The sequence below is a fragment of the Burkholderia sp. BCC0097 genome (assembly GCF_902832985.1).
Taxonomy (GTDB): Bacteria; Pseudomonadota; Gammaproteobacteria; order Burkholderiales; family Burkholderiaceae; genus Burkholderia; species Burkholderia orbicola.
In genome coordinates this window covers 50264-64960 of sequence record NZ_CADFDM010000004.1, presented here as the reverse complement: position 1 = coordinate 64960, position 14697 = coordinate 50264, and the positions used below count along the sequence as shown (strand labels likewise).

13 protein-coding genes are annotated in these 14697 nt (G+C 62.4%); 3 read left to right on the top strand and 10 right to left on the bottom strand.

The features are described 5' to 3' along the window. From HWX07_RS14100 to HWX07_RS14070, 7 genes are all read right to left on the bottom strand, one after another. Positions 1-1236 carry a DUF3443 domain-containing protein gene (locus HWX07_RS14100; protein WP_244129982.1) on the bottom strand — a complete coding sequence of 412 codons (1236 nt, stop codon included), beginning with the start codon at positions 1234-1236 and terminating at the stop codon, positions 1-3. 17 nt (positions 1237-1253) lie between these two features. Continuing rightward, entirely contained in the window at positions 1254-1745 is a 492-nt protein-coding gene (locus tag HWX07_RS14095; RefSeq protein ID WP_175876612.1) for a DUF2844 domain-containing protein, read from the bottom strand. Positions 1746-2175: 430 nt separating this feature from the next. Then, positions 2176-2901, bottom strand: coding sequence for an OmpW family outer membrane protein (locus tag HWX07_RS14090; RefSeq protein WP_175876611.1), 726 nt, complete (start codon positions 2899-2901; stop codon positions 2176-2178). A 215-nt stretch (positions 2902-3116) separates the two neighbouring features. After that, positions 3117-5078: an acyl-CoA synthetase gene (locus tag HWX07_RS14085; RefSeq protein WP_175876610.1), complete on the bottom strand. Its 1962-nt coding sequence runs from the start codon at positions 5076-5078 to the stop codon at positions 3117-3119. After that, the gene (locus tag HWX07_RS14080) at positions 5075-6031 is read right to left on the bottom strand and encodes a fumarylacetoacetate hydrolase family protein (RefSeq protein ID WP_175876609.1); all 957 of its coding nucleotides are present in this window, start codon (positions 6029-6031) and stop codon (positions 5075-5077) included. The genes HWX07_RS14085 and HWX07_RS14080 overlap by 4 nt, the downstream gene beginning before the upstream one ends. A 36-nt stretch (positions 6032-6067) precedes the next feature. Further along, a complete protein-coding gene (locus HWX07_RS14075; RefSeq protein ID WP_175876608.1) occupies positions 6068-7138 on the bottom strand; it encodes a VOC family protein in 1071 nt (356 codons plus the stop codon). Positions 7139-7145: 7 nt separating this feature from the next. Continuing rightward, entirely contained in the window at positions 7146-8840 is a 1695-nt protein-coding gene (locus HWX07_RS14070) for a bifunctional 3-(3-hydroxy-phenyl)propionate/3-hydroxycinnamic acid hydroxylase (RefSeq protein ID WP_244129981.1), read from the bottom strand. 118 nt (positions 8841-8958) lie between these two features. Between HWX07_RS14070 and HWX07_RS14065 the strand changes: the two genes are divergently transcribed. Beyond that, complete coding sequence (locus HWX07_RS14065) at positions 8959-9738, top strand: TetR/AcrR family transcriptional regulator (RefSeq protein WP_175876607.1); 780 nt, start codon at positions 8959-8961, stop codon at positions 9736-9738. A 251-nt stretch (positions 9739-9989) separates the two neighbouring features. On the opposite strand, the gene HWX07_RS14060 is transcribed toward HWX07_RS14065, so the two are convergent. Together HWX07_RS14060 and HWX07_RS14055 are read right to left on the bottom strand one after the other, a co-directional pair. Next, positions 9990-11249 carry an MFS transporter gene (locus tag HWX07_RS14060; protein ID WP_175876606.1) on the bottom strand — a complete coding sequence of 420 codons (1260 nt, stop codon included), beginning with the start codon at positions 11247-11249 and terminating at the stop codon, positions 9990-9992. Between the two features lie 6 nt (positions 11250-11255). Then, positions 11256-11480 carry a 2OG-Fe dioxygenase family protein gene (locus HWX07_RS14055; RefSeq protein WP_244129980.1) on the bottom strand — a complete coding sequence of 75 codons (225 nt, stop codon included), beginning with the start codon at positions 11478-11480 and terminating at the stop codon, positions 11256-11258. A gap of 626 nt (positions 11481-12106) precedes the next feature. On the opposite strand from HWX07_RS14055, the gene HWX07_RS14050 reads away from it, so the two are divergent. Together HWX07_RS14050 and HWX07_RS14045 are read left to right on the top strand one after the other, a co-directional pair. After that, complete coding sequence (locus HWX07_RS14050) at positions 12107-12724, top strand: LysE family translocator (RefSeq protein WP_006480126.1); 618 nt, start codon at positions 12107-12109, stop codon at positions 12722-12724. A gap of 108 nt (positions 12725-12832) precedes the next feature. Then, positions 12833-13081 carry a hypothetical protein gene (locus HWX07_RS14045; protein ID WP_011548706.1) on the top strand — a complete coding sequence of 83 codons (249 nt, stop codon included), beginning with the start codon at positions 12833-12835 and terminating at the stop codon, positions 13079-13081. Between the two features lie 131 nt (positions 13082-13212). On the opposite strand, the gene HWX07_RS14040 is transcribed toward HWX07_RS14045, so the two are convergent. After that, a complete protein-coding gene (locus HWX07_RS14040; protein ID WP_175876605.1) occupies positions 13213-14571 on the bottom strand; it encodes an MFS transporter in 1359 nt (452 codons plus the stop codon). Between the last annotated feature and the right edge of the window lie 126 nt (positions 14572-14697).

Genomic DNA, 14697 nt, shown 5'->3' with positions numbered 1-14697 from the left:
TCAGTATGCGACGTAAGGCGCGGACCCGCCTTCCGCCGAACGATCCAGGCCAAAATAAATGGTCCGACCGTAAAAATAGGGCAGCCCGAGATCCAGCCAGGAGGAGGATCCGAAGTGACCGGCGACGTCATTGAATGCATATGTCGAACTCCTCGAGAACAACGTATCCGCGTTTGCCACGGACAGGGAAATCATGCTCACCGTGCCGTCGAGCCCAACCAGGGTCGCGGCATAAGTGGTCGTCGTCGACGGGCAATAGAATTGCGTGTTCCTGGTACACGTAATCTGCGATGAGTCATCGAAGAAATACGCATTTGATCCGGTATCGAAGAATGCGGTGACCTTTCTGGAAAGGAATGCTCCCGGCACATCACCCGTCGTCGTCGACATCAGCTTCGTGGTGGCACCGAACGCATTGTTGCTTTGCGTGCCGATGCCAAAAATCAACGAGCCGGTCGCGCTTTCCCGACCGTCTTCCGAAATCTGCGGCATTTGTACAAGCACGCCGTTGTTGTCCACGGCAAACTGACCGACAGGATTGCTGATCTGTTGCGATAGCGGCACGGTGACTTGTACGCAACTCGCGTTTCCGTCCGCGCACGCGTAGTAGTTGCTCAACGACGCGACCTGTACGCAGGTTGCGCCGCAATCATAGGGCGCCGGGCCAATTCCAAGAATGCCGTTTGCACCAAGAGCCGTGGCCGAGTTCGCCGATTCATTCCCGTTTGTACAGGAACTTGGCACGTTGTCCGTTCCGAGATCGCCGATGATCTGCACCGGCAAGGAACTCGCACGTTCATCGCCAATGGCGAGGTCAATCGTTCGAACCGTGCCCCACGTATAGCTCGAAACGAACTTGCCGCATTCGGAAAGCGTCGATCCGTCGGTTGTGGTCGTTTTAGGCAGGCTGTCGATAACGCTCGGAATTGCATCACGTACGATCCGCAAGCCATACGATGCCGTGTCGACGAGCACATTGGACACCACCTGGCAGCGTGACGTTCCGGGCGCACAAATCTTGATGTTGACGGTCGGAATGTTGACGACGCGTGCAACGCCTCGCGCAACCGTAACGATTGCGGTATTTCCGGTGTTGCCGTCCGATGCGCCAGAATTACTGGCGCCCGTTTCGCCGGAACCTGAATCGCCGCCGCCGCACGCAACGAGGAAAGCTGTCGAAACGGTCATCAAGCTCAATATGCCGAACCACCGGACGACCGCACGAAAAATGCTCATGATCATTTGCATGAGAGTTACAGGATATCGTTGCCGGTCAGGCCGGACGGAAGCGCGGGCGGCAACCAGGCTTGCCCGGAAAATGCCCCCATGTGCCCTCCTGTCTTGATCACGAGATTGCGCGTCGAAACAGATACCGGCGTACGCCAGCCACGACGTGCATGCGCGGCCTCCACGCCCGCGCTGTAATCGCGAAGATAGCCGCCGAGCGCCGACGCGAGATCGGGAACCGTCGGCCCTTGCCACGCGATGCCGAAGACGATTCCGTCGCCCGATGTGTACTCGCGAATCACGGTTCCAGATTCGAGCGTGGATTCACGGACGATGTAAACGGCGGGATTCGTCGTCAGGCCATCGGCCGCCCGATTCGCAGGCCGCATCACACGCACTTTCGCCGCATGATCGGCGGCGAACAGCGATATCGGCGCGCCGCCCAGTTCGGCGTGCGCATGGGGCGTTGCCCATCCCGCGATGAGCGCGGCGGCGTAAACACAGTTAATCGACTTCACATCTCCCTCCCGGATAACACCCGCGTAAGACGGTTCGGGGCGCCTGCGCTGCGAGTGCGCTCCCTTGGAATCAAGTCCCACTCGACGCCCTTCGTCGCCGAGATCGGTAACCAGGCGCCCCACGAGGAGGCCGGCCACAACATTTCGTGACATTAAACTCAATACTGATATTTTTGTCACTTATGCCGATAGAGCGCGTGCTCGAACATTCCTAACGTCGGTGTCACATTCATCATCGGCACCACGTGGGTCATATCCATCACTCGGGTTAGTCGTCCTCAATGTTCCGGCCGCACTCGACGCATGTCGTGAACCACGATCACGAAACGTCCGCGGTCCGGCCATGCGCCGCTGAAACTCGACGGCGATCGTCACGTCGCCCGCAGGGCGGCACTGCAACATGCGTGCGACGTGTCCTGGCCAACGCGGTTCAGAAGCGGTATCCGACCGACAGGAACGTCACGATCGGATTGACCCGGAATTTGCTGGTGCTCGTGACCGTGCCGACGGATGACCGGGTAGTGAGCGTGGCGCGTGTCGATACCCACGAATACGCCACCGACGCGTTGATCGACCAGTGAGAATCGATGTTGTAGGTCAAGCCGCCGTTGACGACGGGCGCGAAGGAATGACTGAGTGACACGGATGTCGGTCCCTGGAGCGCTGTCCCGACGGTGGGCGAGAAATAGATCTGGCCGGTGGAAACGGGGTTGCTGAGCTTGATGTTGCTGAACCACGTGTAGGTGACGCCGGCGCCCAGATACGGCCTGAACCGTGCATTCGGCTGACCGAAGTAGTAGTTGAAGATGATCGCCGGACTCCAGGCCCGCGCGGTCCCCAGCTCGCCGAAACCGCTGAGCGTACCTGCGCCGTTCAAGTGCCATGTCGGCGGAAAACCCATGACCGTCGTCGCCGCGATATGGTCGGTCAGGAAGTACGTTGCGGTCAGTCCGAACGTATCGCCGCTTGCGATCTCCCCACCGCTGCCGGTCATCACTTGTGACTGGCCGAGCGCATTGACGGTCAGCGGATCAGCCGACCCCTGCGGCGCGAAATGGGACCACCCGGCATTGACTACCCACTGACCGGCTGATTGAGCATGCGCGCCAGAGATGGCCGCGAGCAGTACGACGGTTCCTGCGCTGATTCGCTTCATGATTGTCTCCATATTTTGGTGTCGGTGTTCAAGAATCGTGAAACCTGTCTTCATCCCCGTGCGCCAGGCATGACTTACGGGCCGGTCCTGCGCTTGTGACGCGCGACGCCAAAAGCATCGGGCGCTGCTTCGTTAATCAAAATCCCATTTTTCATTCACTTCGGATTCCAAAATTATTTTCATACTTCAACCCCAAATACCCCGAGAATCGACGATCAGTGATGTTCGGGTTCGACAGAAGTCGAAAAGGCAAACGGGAAGCGCCCCATCACGGTATTGGTCGTCGCTATCTGCGCGCGATCGCTCAGCGCCACATGCAAGGTGAGCCCGCGCGACGGGTCGTCCACCATGCTCACCCGCGCCCCCTCGACGCCGGCATCCTTCAGCGCGGAGATCAGCGCGTCGAACGTCTCCCATCGTTTGAGTTCGGGCTTGAAGATCTTGCCGACCGCCGTGAGCGGCATCGCATCGACGATATGAATCCGCTTCGGAATCGCGGCACGCTCGCCGATCGAGCTGCGTATGAACGTGTCGAGCTCCGTCTCGGTTGCCGTTGCGCCGGCTTTCAGTTGCACGTAGGCAACCGGCAGCTCGCCTGCATGCACGTCGGGACGTCCGACTGCCGCGGCGATCTGCACTGCCGGGTGGCGGTGCAGCGGTTCTTCGATCGTCGCCGGATCGATGTTGTGTCCGCCCCGGATGATGAGCTCCTTGCGGCGCCCCGTGAGCCAGAAGTAGCCCTGCGCATCGCGCCGCGCGAGATCCCCGGTATTGAGCCATTGCCGGCCGTCGCCGAGATCGAGCCACAGGCTCTCGTTCTGATCTTCCTGAAGATAGCCCGCGAAAACGTTCGGCCCGGAAATCGTCAGTACACCGACCTCGTTCTCGACGCAGTCGCGCACGTAGCGACCGGCGTCGTCGAGTATCACCGCCTTCATCATCTGGCCAGGGATGCGCAGACCGATCGAACCGAGACGCCGTTCGCCGCCTGGCGGATTGACGCTGCTCACGCATGCGCCCTCGGTGAGCCCGTAACCTTCGAGGATCCGGACCCCGGTGCGATCCTGGAACGTGCGGAATACTTCCACGGGCATCGGCGCGGCGCCGCAAAGCCCATACTCGAGCGAGTCGATATTCCGGCCGTCGACGGGCACGTCGAGCAATGCCGAATACAAGGTCGGCACCGCGCTGAAGAAATTGATCCTGTGGTGCTCGACGATTTCCCAGAATCGTTTGACGACGCCGTCGCCGCGATAGCCTTGTGGCGTACCCAGCACCACATGTGCGCCGCGCGAAAACGGCACCAGGCCCGTTGCCAGCACGGCATTGACATGGAACAGCGGCAGTCCGCAGAAAACGGTCTTCCCCGGGCCCATCCCGGCGCCGACGACCTGCCCGACGCTCCAGGCATTGGCCACCTCGTTGCCGTGCCGGCGAATCGCGATTTTCGGCAATCCCGTCGTGCCGCCCGTGCAGAAGTAGGACGATATGTCGTCGGCTTCGAAACGCCGGGGGATCAGCAACGAATCGCCGGATTCACGCGACATCGCACAGTCGAAATCGTGGATCTCGATGTGGCGCGGAACGGCGCCGCGCACGCCCGCGCGCCCGTGCAACCGCTTGCATTCGCGACGCTGCATCGCGCGTGCGGCAATTCGGCGCCACCCCTGCACGCGCTCGGCCAGATCGATCAGGACGAGGCTTTGCAGCGACGGCACCTGGCTCAGGATGGGATGGATCTTCGACCAGATATCCGTTCCCGGAAAGGGCGCCAGCGTCACCAGCACTTTTGCGTTGGCGGCCTTGAGCAGCGATGCGATCGCCGGCCCCTCCAGCAACGGATTGATCGCGCATACGATCCCGGCCGCTTCGCCTCCCCAGATGACGAAATGCGTCTCCGGCAAGTTCGGCAGCACGTAGGCGACCACCGAGTGGCGATCGATGCCGAGGCGCGAAAACAGGTTCGCGGCCCGGGTGATATCCCGCAGAAGCGCCGAATAGGTCCAGCGCAACGGCTTGCGATGATCGTCGGCGCGCAGGAAAAAAGACAAGGCCGGCGCGCTCGGGTCGATCGCCGCACCACGGCCGATCATCTCGTAGGTGCTGGCCGGAAGGTCGGCGGGCGGCCCCTGGTTTTCGATCCGAAGCACGTCCGCTTCGGTTGCGATGGCGTTCATGCGATCTCGTCCACGATTCGGTTGCGTTGCACACCGAGGTCGATCGCCCCGTCCCTGCTCCGGATCCGTGATTCGACCAGATCCCCGGCCTTCAGGTACTGCGGGCGCGCGGCCTGAACCTTCGTGAACATCCGCCACTTCATGTGCTCGGGCAGCAACGCGGCAATCCGCTGCTTCGCCGGCGACGGAATGCTGAGCGCGCATCCGGACGGCGTGCCCGTCGCAAGCAAGTCGCCGGCGTTCAGATCCTGAACACCCGAAAGCTCCGTGAGCGTTTCGGCCGGACCGTATACGAGGTTCCCGGTCGAATCGCTCTGCCGCACTTCCCCGTTCACGGTCAGTGTCAGTGTCAGCGCGCGCAGCCGCGCGACATCGCTTGCCTCCAGCAGGCACAGATACGGCCCCACCGGCCCGAACGTTCGATAGCTTTTTCCCTTGTAAAACTGCATTTGGGGAATCTGGATATCGCGTGCGGAATAGTCGTTGACGATCACGAGGCCGGCCACGTACTCGTGCAGGTTCTTGTCCGTGATGGCTTGCCGGGACGTGATATCGCGGCGAAGCACGAGCCCCAGTTCGATCTCGTAGTCCAGAAACCGCACATGTTGCGGTCGGACGACGTCGGAATCGGCGGCGACGATGCAGCTGGTCGCCTTCGTGAAGATCATGTTGAACGACTTTGCATCCGGGTTCATGCCGGACTCGATCATGTGCTGGCGATAGTTGGCGCCCTGGCAAACGAACCGTTGATTGCGCGTAACCGGCGACAGCCACTCGACGTCCGACTCGGAAATCGTTTCTCCGCCGAGTGCGGCGAGTTCATCGATCCGATGTGCGCGCACGAATTCGCCGGTGGTCGGGTAGTCGCCCGGTATCGGCGTGATCCGGTGATTCCTCGCCACGCCCCATTGGGCGCGCCCCTGATGCCGGTAGTGCAAGACGTGCAATGCCATGAAGATGCCTCGAACGGGTCTGAGTGAAGATGAAGGTCACGCAAACAGCTTCGCGAGCGTGCGCAGCTTCGCGAACGTGACGTCCGGACTGGTCCGGAGGTTTCGGATGAGCGATGCGATGCTCGCGGCGGTGATCTTCGGTTTAGTGAAGCTGCGCGGCATCCGGGGGCCCCATTGCGACATCGCTTCACGGCTGACTTCGTGGATGCCCGTCGCCACGTCCGCCGTGAACATGTCCCCATCGCAATAGTGTTCGTGCTTGTCGCCCCAAGGGTCCTGCCAATAGTCGAAGACCTGGCTGCCAAGAATGTGGCGACCCACGCCCCATGCGTGCGTCCATCCTCGTTCGCTCAGCACACGCTGCCCGACCCCCACGGCATCCGCGTCAACGAGCTCGAATGCCGAGTGGCTGTACAGCGCTGCGAATCCCTGTGCCAATGCCAGGGTATGGTGATCCGTGGGCGTCGCTCCGCGGTCGAGTCGCAAGAACGCGACGGCGGGCGATCCATCCGGCAACACCTGAACGTCGCTCGGGATGAAGCCGAAGTGAGACGTGTACCACGCGCAGGTCGCCTGGAAATCGGCGAGTTCGAGCACGACGTGACCGAGGCGAATCACTTCCGGCGCCTCCAGCGGCGGACGCTGGGTATCGTTCACGCGAACGACGGAATCGGGCGAGTTGAACGGTAACGCCGACCGGTGCGGCAGGGCGCCGGCCCGCGCTTGTCCCGCGACTGCATCGACACGAAAACCCGACGGATCGACGAGCGTGACGCGATGCCCGCCACCGGGCCACGGCGACGGCTCCACGTCCGACGCGCCCGGCACGTCGGCAAGCTTTCGCAGTGCGTCGATGCCGTCGACTTCGAGCCCGAAGCCGACGAAGCGGCTTTTTTCCGCCCGCCGGACGACGTAGCAGAACGGTGTCGCGGCCGTGCCCCGAAGGAACAGATGGTCGCCGTCACGGGATACTGTCCGCAGGCCGAAATCGTTGAGAAATCGTTCGGCCCGCTCGAGATCGGGACGCTCGAACATCAGATAGGAAAGCGCCCAGGCCTTCGTCGTCGGCTGGGGACTCCGTGCGGGTTGTGCAGTAGTGAGCTTCATGGGGGCCTCAGGAAATCGGCTGGGCAATGTGATCGGTTAGCGACGACAACGACGTGCGCGCACCAAGCAATCGCAGGGATTCGAGAACGAGACGGGTCGAGTCGGCTACCGGGCCTTCGTTCAGGACCGTTTTGTCCGGCCGAATCACGGCCGCCCAGCCAAACCGCACGACACGCGGCATGAACGTACCGTCCAGGTCCTCCCATCCGTCGTTGTCGACGCGATGAAGGCGCTGCCCGCGGTGCGCGACCCGCACCACGACGCCACCCGCCGCAATGAACGCGGCTCGCGCGCCGGCGTCGAGTTCGACGCCTGGGTCCCGTCCGAATCCGATCAACGCGAGACCGCTACCGAACACGTCGTCGCTCAGGCGGATCGCTCCATCGTGGCTGCGCAGCCATCCCTGCGGCAGCGCTGCGCCGCGTACGAGCCGCGTGGATGAATGGCCGGGGACGAACAGACCGCTCCGGAACGCATTCTTCGGCTTGATCCCGAGCTCGTCGAAGTGATTCCGTAGCGGCGGAACGAGCCGTGTCAATCGCATCAGACCATGCGTGAACAACGCGATCCCGGCATTTCGCGGCATCACGAGCTTCCCCATGAATTTCGCGACGCCGATCATCGCCTTCGCGTGCGGTCGGCGTTCCCGATCGTAGGAGTCCAGAATTTTCTGGGTTGCGCGGCCTTTGACGACCCACGCCAGTTTCCAGCCGAGATTCGCGGCATCACGCAGACCGGCGACGAGCCCCTGGCCAGCGAACGGCGGAGTGATATGGGCGGCGTCGCCTGCAAGAAAAACGCGTCCTTTGCTGAAGGTCCTGACGGTTCGGGCATGAAAACGGTACACGGCCTTGCGTTCGATCACGATGTCCTCGATGCCGCCCCACGGCGCGAGCAGCTCGCGGATGCGTTCGTCGGATTCCATCTCCTCTCGCGTCTCGCCGGGATGGAGCATGAATTCCCAACGCTCACGCCCACCGGGAGCGGTCATATGAGGCGTCGGCCGCCGGTGGTCACAGATGAACTCGACATGGTCGATGGGTCGGCGCACGTTTCGCGCGTCGACGATCAACCAGTCTTCCGCGAACGTCTTGCCCTTGAAATCCTGTCCGATCAACTGGCGCACGATCGAGCTGGCACCATCGGCACCGACGACGTAGCGAGCGCGCACGACGTGCCGCGCGCCCTGCCCGCCGTCGAGCGTGGCGGCGACGTGATCGGCGTGCTCGTCGAGCGAGACGAGCGTCACACCCAGCGCCATTCGGGCGGTGCGGTGCGCGGCCAGTCGGGCACGCAAGCATCGCTCCAGGTCCGGTTGATAGAACGTCACGAGCTTCGGATGGCCATCGACGCTCCCCAGCGTATTGATGCGCCCGAACTCGCCGAACCAGGGAGAGCGCATCCGGACGTACGGGATCGCCACCGTATCGAGGTCGGCTTCGTTCACCCCGATGTACTGCAGGATGCGAAGCGCGTCGTTGTCGAGCGCGATCGCGCGCGGCGCCATGAAGATCTCCGCCGCCCGGTCGACGACAAGCACACGCACGCCGTCCCGGCCAAGAAGCGCGCCGATCGCCGCGCCGACGGGACCGCAGCCCACCACCAGCACGTCTACCTCCGATGGCAAGTCGCGGCCGCCGGCACGGCTCGCGTTGTCGTTGCCTTCATGGACGCCCGGCTCGCACGTCAGTTTTGTCTCCACCACCGTTCTGCCTCCAATTCTTCGGACTGGCCGCTGCGGGCCGCCTCGATGACATTAAAGTCATAACTGATGATTTTGTCAATTTTGACGTTCGAACGTATACTCAAACACCGAACCCATGCGCACGCCGATGCCCAACACTTCTTCCCGTCGCACCAGAACACCGTCGCCGGCCGCCTCGAACGGGCAAGCGCCGTCGAGCCCCGAGGTTCGCGAGCCGCGAGGCGCGCGCCGAAAGCGCGAAACGCGGGCGCGCCTGCTGGATGCCGCCTTCGTACTCATGGCGCAAAAGGGGATGGAAGGCGTCGCGATCAATGAAATCACGGAAGCCGCGGATGTGGGGTTCGGGTCGTTCTATAACCACTTCGAATCGAAAGAAGCGATTCATGCCGCGGTTCTGGAAATCGTGTTCGAGGAGTTCGCGAATACCCTGGACCGCATCGCAGGCAATCTCACCGACCCTGCCGAGATCATCTCGGTATCGTTGCGCCATACTTTGCTGCGAGCCAGAAGCGAGCCGGTCTGGGGGCAATTTCTCCTCCGCGAAGGGCTGTCCATGCGAGCACTCAGCCGCGGCCTCGGACCTCGGTTGCTGAGGGATATTCAGAAAGGCATCCTCGCCGGGAGATTCTCGGCAAGTGACCCGCTGATGAGCGTGATCACGGTCGGGGGCGCGGTACTGACCGCCATTGCGATCGAACTACGGTTCGATGCGGACGAGAAGCCGGTTACCGACATGTTGAACATGTTCGGGTACAGTCAGAACGGCTTTGCCGAGCGTGCAGCTTCATCCCTGTTGCAGACGTTGGGTGTGCCGCGAACTGAAGCGACAGAAATTGCGAATCGCCCGTTGCCGCCGGCTGTGACGTCTGCGCCCGAGGAGTCGCCGGAGCGCTAGCGATCTATCGTTCGTCTGGGATAGGTAGAACGCTGCCGGGTACCCGCGTAGCGCTGACGGCCGTCGTCACCCTGTGCCGGCCGCGCAGCGCGGGGCATGCCGGCTCATGCCCTCACCGACGCGAGGGCACTGGTGGAAGCCTCTTTGATTGTTCGACGCTCATGGTTCGACGGTCGCGCTCGTCGACCCGTTGCGGGCGCTCGGAGAAGATGCCTCGGGTCGTCTTGACGAATCAGGGAAAACATCCGGAATCAGTCGATCTGCCCGACCGCCGCCCCCTGCGCCAGCCGTCTTTTGACGCCCACGAACGCCACGCCGGCCAGCGCGATGGAGCCACCATAGAACAGCAATGCCGTCACGTCCGTTCCGAGCCGGGAGAACACGAACCCGACCGCCAGCATGCCCAATCCGAGGCCGGTGCGCTCGGCAACGTACGAGATACCGATCACGCGATCGCGCGACGCGGCCTGCGTCGACTGCAGGAGCGAATAGTAGATCGTCTCCGTGGCGGCGTCGAAAATGCCCGCCAGCAAAACGAAGCCCAACATCCCCGGCATGCCGTGCACCTCGAAGACGCCGAGGAAGCACGCGAAGGTCAGAATCAGCAACGCGATGAAACACGGCTCGAGCGGCTGGTGACGCGATTCGAGACGCTCCAGCAAGCGCGGTGTCACTGCCGCGGAAACGAGCCGTCCGACGCCCCACACAGCCATCAGCCAGCCGTACAGAAACGCGGGCTGATTCGGGTCGAACAGCTGCGACCTGATCGGGAAGCCGACATTGTGCGTACCGGAGCCGAACGCTTCGACGAATCGCGCGCCGATCACCAGCATCACGATGACCGACAGATAGCGCGCCGCGCGCGGCAGTGCACCGGCCTCGGCCGCAGCGTGCATCTCCTCGGTCGGTCGGTGCCGGCGCGGCATGTTGCCCACCAGCATCAGAAATGCGATGGCGGAGATCGCGAACGTGATCGAATCAATCAGGAATACGCTCTTGTAGGCCAGGTACTGCGTGATCACCGACGCGAGCAGGCTACCGCCGACCACCGACACCCCATCGGTCGCGCTGAGGATCGCATTGAAACGATGCCGCCCCTCCTGCCCAACCATTTCCGGAACCTCGGACATGATGGACACCCGGTAGATCCCCTGGAAAAGGCCGATGAAGAACGGCACGAAATAGATGAGCGACGCGTCGGCGGCACGCGACGACGTGGCCAGCACGCCGATCGCCAGTGCACTGCCCGCTTCCGCGGCGAAGATCAGGGTACGGCGGGAGAACCGGCTCAGCCGCGGCACCGCGGCGCCGCCCGCGACCGCGCCCAGCAGGCGCGACGCCATCGTCAAGCCGAGCAGCGCGGCGGAGCCCGTGACCTCGAGCGCGTAGGTCGCCAGAACGATGCTGATCATCGTCGAACTGATGTCCGAGATCGTCTTGAACGACAACCAGACGTACAACTGCGCCAACGAAGACGAAGCGCGTTTTTCTAGAACCAGCTCGGATTTCATGGCAGCTCATCTCGCTGAGGAAAAGGAAATCAGCAACATGTCCCGGAACGCGAGTTCGTCCGGGTTGGCTTGCTGAACGGCATTGGCACTGTGGTACAGCACGGCATCGTTCACGATCACGGTATCGAGGAAATCCGTCAGCGGCCGTGCGAACAAGGGAGCGGTGGAAACTTTCGACGCGTGGATAAGTTTTTGATTTTCAATCAAACCTGCAGCAATGGCAGAAGGCACGACACACGGCGCGACGATAATAATGAAACGTGAGCGCTACTCTGCTCAGCCTACCGAATGACACAGAGAGGCTGAGATTAAAGAAAATAAATTTCTTCGATGATTGATTACTTCCTCTTCGGCGTGCGGAACACGACAGCTTCTACCCATGTTCAGTCGAGATCGCCGAGAACCATTGCACGCTTACCAAATTACCGCTTGCAGCCGTCAGGAAGAAGGAATCTGAAAGACCTTCCGTTCCGGATATGGCCCCATGATTTGATGCCCCTCAATCCTAAGTTAACAAATTTAAGTAGCACAAGAAAAATCTTCCTTCATCCGCAACGTCCTCTTCCAGCGAATGCGTGATGCACATCTTCCGTACTTCGCTTTCGCTTTTCTTAGCTGGAAAATACAAATTCCTCTCAAATTTTCCACAACTACCAACCAACATCAATTAAATAGCTAAAGGAATCACCCACATCGTAAAAATGTCAGGTTTACACATCCAAGACACCTACATACCCGCACCTACCTACCTCCACGCCCCGTACCGGCAATCGTCAATCCAACTGTACCGGTACTGTACATAAAACCGTCGCTACACTGATCTCCATCCCAGCCTCGAACCGAATGGAGAATCCGCGATGGAATTCCTCACCCTCAGCGCGCTGCCCGCCGGCATGCTGTTCGCGCTCGTCACGTCGATCACGCCCGGCCCGAACAACACGATGTTGCTCGCATCCGGCGTCAACTTCGGTTTCCGCCGCACGATGCCGCACCTGTTCGGCATCAGCATCGGCGTCGCGATCCTGATGCTGTGCGTCGGCTTCGGCCTCGGCGAAGCGTTCAAGCGCCTGCCGCTGCTGTACACGATCCTCGAAGCCGCGAGCGTCGCGTATCTGCTGTACCTCGCATGGCGCATCGGCACGTCGGGCGAAGTGAAGGCGCACGGCGCCAAGCCGCGGCCGATGACGTTCATCGAGGCCGCCGCATTCCAGTGGGTCAATCCGAAGGCGTGGATGATGGTGCTGACGGCCGCGACGACGATCCGGCTGTCCGCCGATTACGGGATGAACGCCGCATGGATGTCCGTCGTGTTCATCCTGATCGGCTTCCCGTGCATCTGCCTGTGGGCCGCGTTCGGCCTCGGCCTGCGGCGCTTCCTGTCGAATCCCCGCGCGCTGCGCCTCTTCAACGTGACGATGGCCGTGCTGTTGATCCTGTCGCTGTATCCGCTCGTCGCCCATCTGCTGCCGCAGTGAGCGCTCACAAGCGCCCGTTGAGCTTCACGTGATGCAGGCGTACCCTTTCGGTACGGGCGCGTGCAGCCGCTTCGGCGGTTGCACCGCTGCTCTGCATGGAGATTGCTGATGAAGCCAATGCTGAGAGCGGGCGAGCATATCGAAGGCATGCACTGGATCGCCGAATACCACCCGCTCACGCACGATATCCGCGTGCTGCGCGAGAACATCGAAGTCGGCACTTACTGCGCGCCGCCGACGCTGTTCGGCGACGAGGAAGGCATGGGCGCCGCGAACCACGACGATCATCGCGGCCGGGAAGCCGCGCTGCGCGCGTATCTGCGCAACTTCGTCAAGGAACACGATGCGGAGGAGTAACGGTACGACGGCCGAAATGTCGACGGGCCGCGAAAGCGGCCCGGTCTGCTGTCGTGCGCCGGTCGATCTGCTCGCGACCAGCCTGAATCGATCATGCACGGGGGCGATGCACGCACCGGCCCGCCCGTCGCTCAATGCCCGAGCGACTCGATCTTGCCTGCCGGCTGCGCCACGCCATGCGGCCGCGCCATCTGTTTGATCAGCAGCGCGACGCACGCAAGCACGCCCGCGACGGCGATCGTCGCGAACACACCCGCAAACGAGAAATGCCGGCGCGTCAGTTCGGCGACGAGGAACGACCCGGCGATCCCGCCGAAACGGCCGACGCCGAGCATCCACGCGACACCCGTGCCGCGCCCTTCGGTCGGATAGAACGCGGCGGCCAGCGCCGGCATCGACGATTGCGCGGTGTTCATCAGCACGCCGGCCACGAACACGACCAGCACCAGCAACCCGACGTTGCCGGCCGCCTGCCCGATCGCATACACGCTCACCGCCGTCAGCGCATAGCACACGGCGATCACGCGGTTCGCGTTGAAGCGGTCCATCAGCACGCCGCACAGCACGGCGCCCACGCCGCCGAGCGGGAACAGCGCCGAGATCAGCGTCGCGCTCTTCGGCGTCAGGCCCGCATCCTTCAGCAGGATCGGCATCCAGTTGATCGACGCGTAGAAGATCACAAGGCCCATGAAATACGCGCACCACAGCATCACCGAACCGACGATGTACGAGCGCGACAGCACGACGCCGAGGCCCTTTCCGCCCGTCTGCGGCGCGGCTTCGGTCAATGCGAACGAGCCGGCGTTCAGCGCGTCGCGCGAGATGCGCGCGAGCGTGGCGCGGATCTTGTCGATGGACTGGCCGCTCGCAACCATGAAGCGCACCGATTCCGGCATCTTCAGCAGCAACAACACGCCGAGCAGCAGCGGCGTCACGCCGCCGAGCATCAGCACGCTACGCCAGCCGAAATGCGGAATCATCCACGCAGCGAGGAAACCGCCGAACGCGGCGCCGAGCGGGAAGCCGCAGAACATCAGGTTGATCACGGTCGCGCGACGCTTGTCCGGGCAGAATTCGCCCATCATCGTGACCGCGTTCGGCATCGCCGCGCCGAGCCCGACGCCGGTGATGAAACGCAGGATGGTCAGGTGTCCTATCGTGTTCGAGAACGCCGACATCAGGCACGCGACGCCGAACAGGAACACCGAGCCGAGCAGCAGCGAGCGGCGCCCGAGCCGGTCGGACAGCGGGCCCGACACGAGCGCGCCGCATGCGAGGCCGAACAGCGCGGCGCTCAACACGGGCGCGAGATCGGGCTTGGTCAGGTTCCATTCGCCCAGCAACGACGGCGCGATGAAGCCGATCGCGGCCGTATCGAAGCCGTCGAGCAGCACGATCACGAAACACATGAGGAACACGAGCCACTGAAAGCCGCCGAACGGCTGCTCGTTGATGAAGGTCTGGACATCGACCACGGGTGTGCGATTCATCGCTAGTCTCCTTGTCGGCCGAATGGGCGCGTCAGCGCTCGATCCGGTCGCATCCAACATTGATATATATGCAAGAAGCGCGGCCTCTTGGCCGCGCCTTTCCTTCGTTCACGCGCCGATTCGCTG

Coding starts and splice junctions, on each gene's coding strand:
- HWX07_RS14100 (WP_244129982.1), bottom strand. CDS start 1,236: ATGAGCATTTTTCGTGCGGTCGTCCGGTGGTTCGGCATATTGAGCTTG.
- HWX07_RS14090 (WP_175876611.1), bottom strand. CDS start 2,901: ATGAAGCGAATCAGCGCAGGAACCGTCGTACTGCTCGCGGCCATCTCT.
- HWX07_RS14085 (WP_175876610.1), bottom strand. CDS start 5,078: ATGAACGCCATCGCAACCGAAGCGGACGTGCTTCGGATCGAAAACCAG.
- HWX07_RS14080 (WP_175876609.1), bottom strand. CDS start 6,031: ATGGCATTGCACGTCTTGCACTACCGGCATCAGGGGCGCGCCCAATGG.
- HWX07_RS14075 (WP_175876608.1), bottom strand. CDS start 7,138: ATGAAGCTCACTACTGCACAACCCGCACGGAGTCCCCAGCCGACGACG.
- HWX07_RS14065 (WP_175876607.1), top strand. CDS start 8,959: ATGCGCACGCCGATGCCCAACACTTCTTCCCGTCGCACCAGAACACCG.
- HWX07_RS14060 (WP_175876606.1), bottom strand. CDS start 11,249: ATGAAATCCGAGCTGGTTCTAGAAAAACGCGCTTCGTCTTCGTTGGCG.
- HWX07_RS14050 (WP_006480126.1), top strand. CDS start 12,107: ATGGAATTCCTCACCCTCAGCGCGCTGCCCGCCGGCATGCTGTTCGCG.
- HWX07_RS14045 (WP_011548706.1), top strand. CDS start 12,833: ATGAAGCCAATGCTGAGAGCGGGCGAGCATATCGAAGGCATGCACTGG.
- HWX07_RS14040 (WP_175876605.1), bottom strand. CDS start 14,571: ATGAATCGCACACCCGTGGTCGATGTCCAGACCTTCATCAACGAGCAG.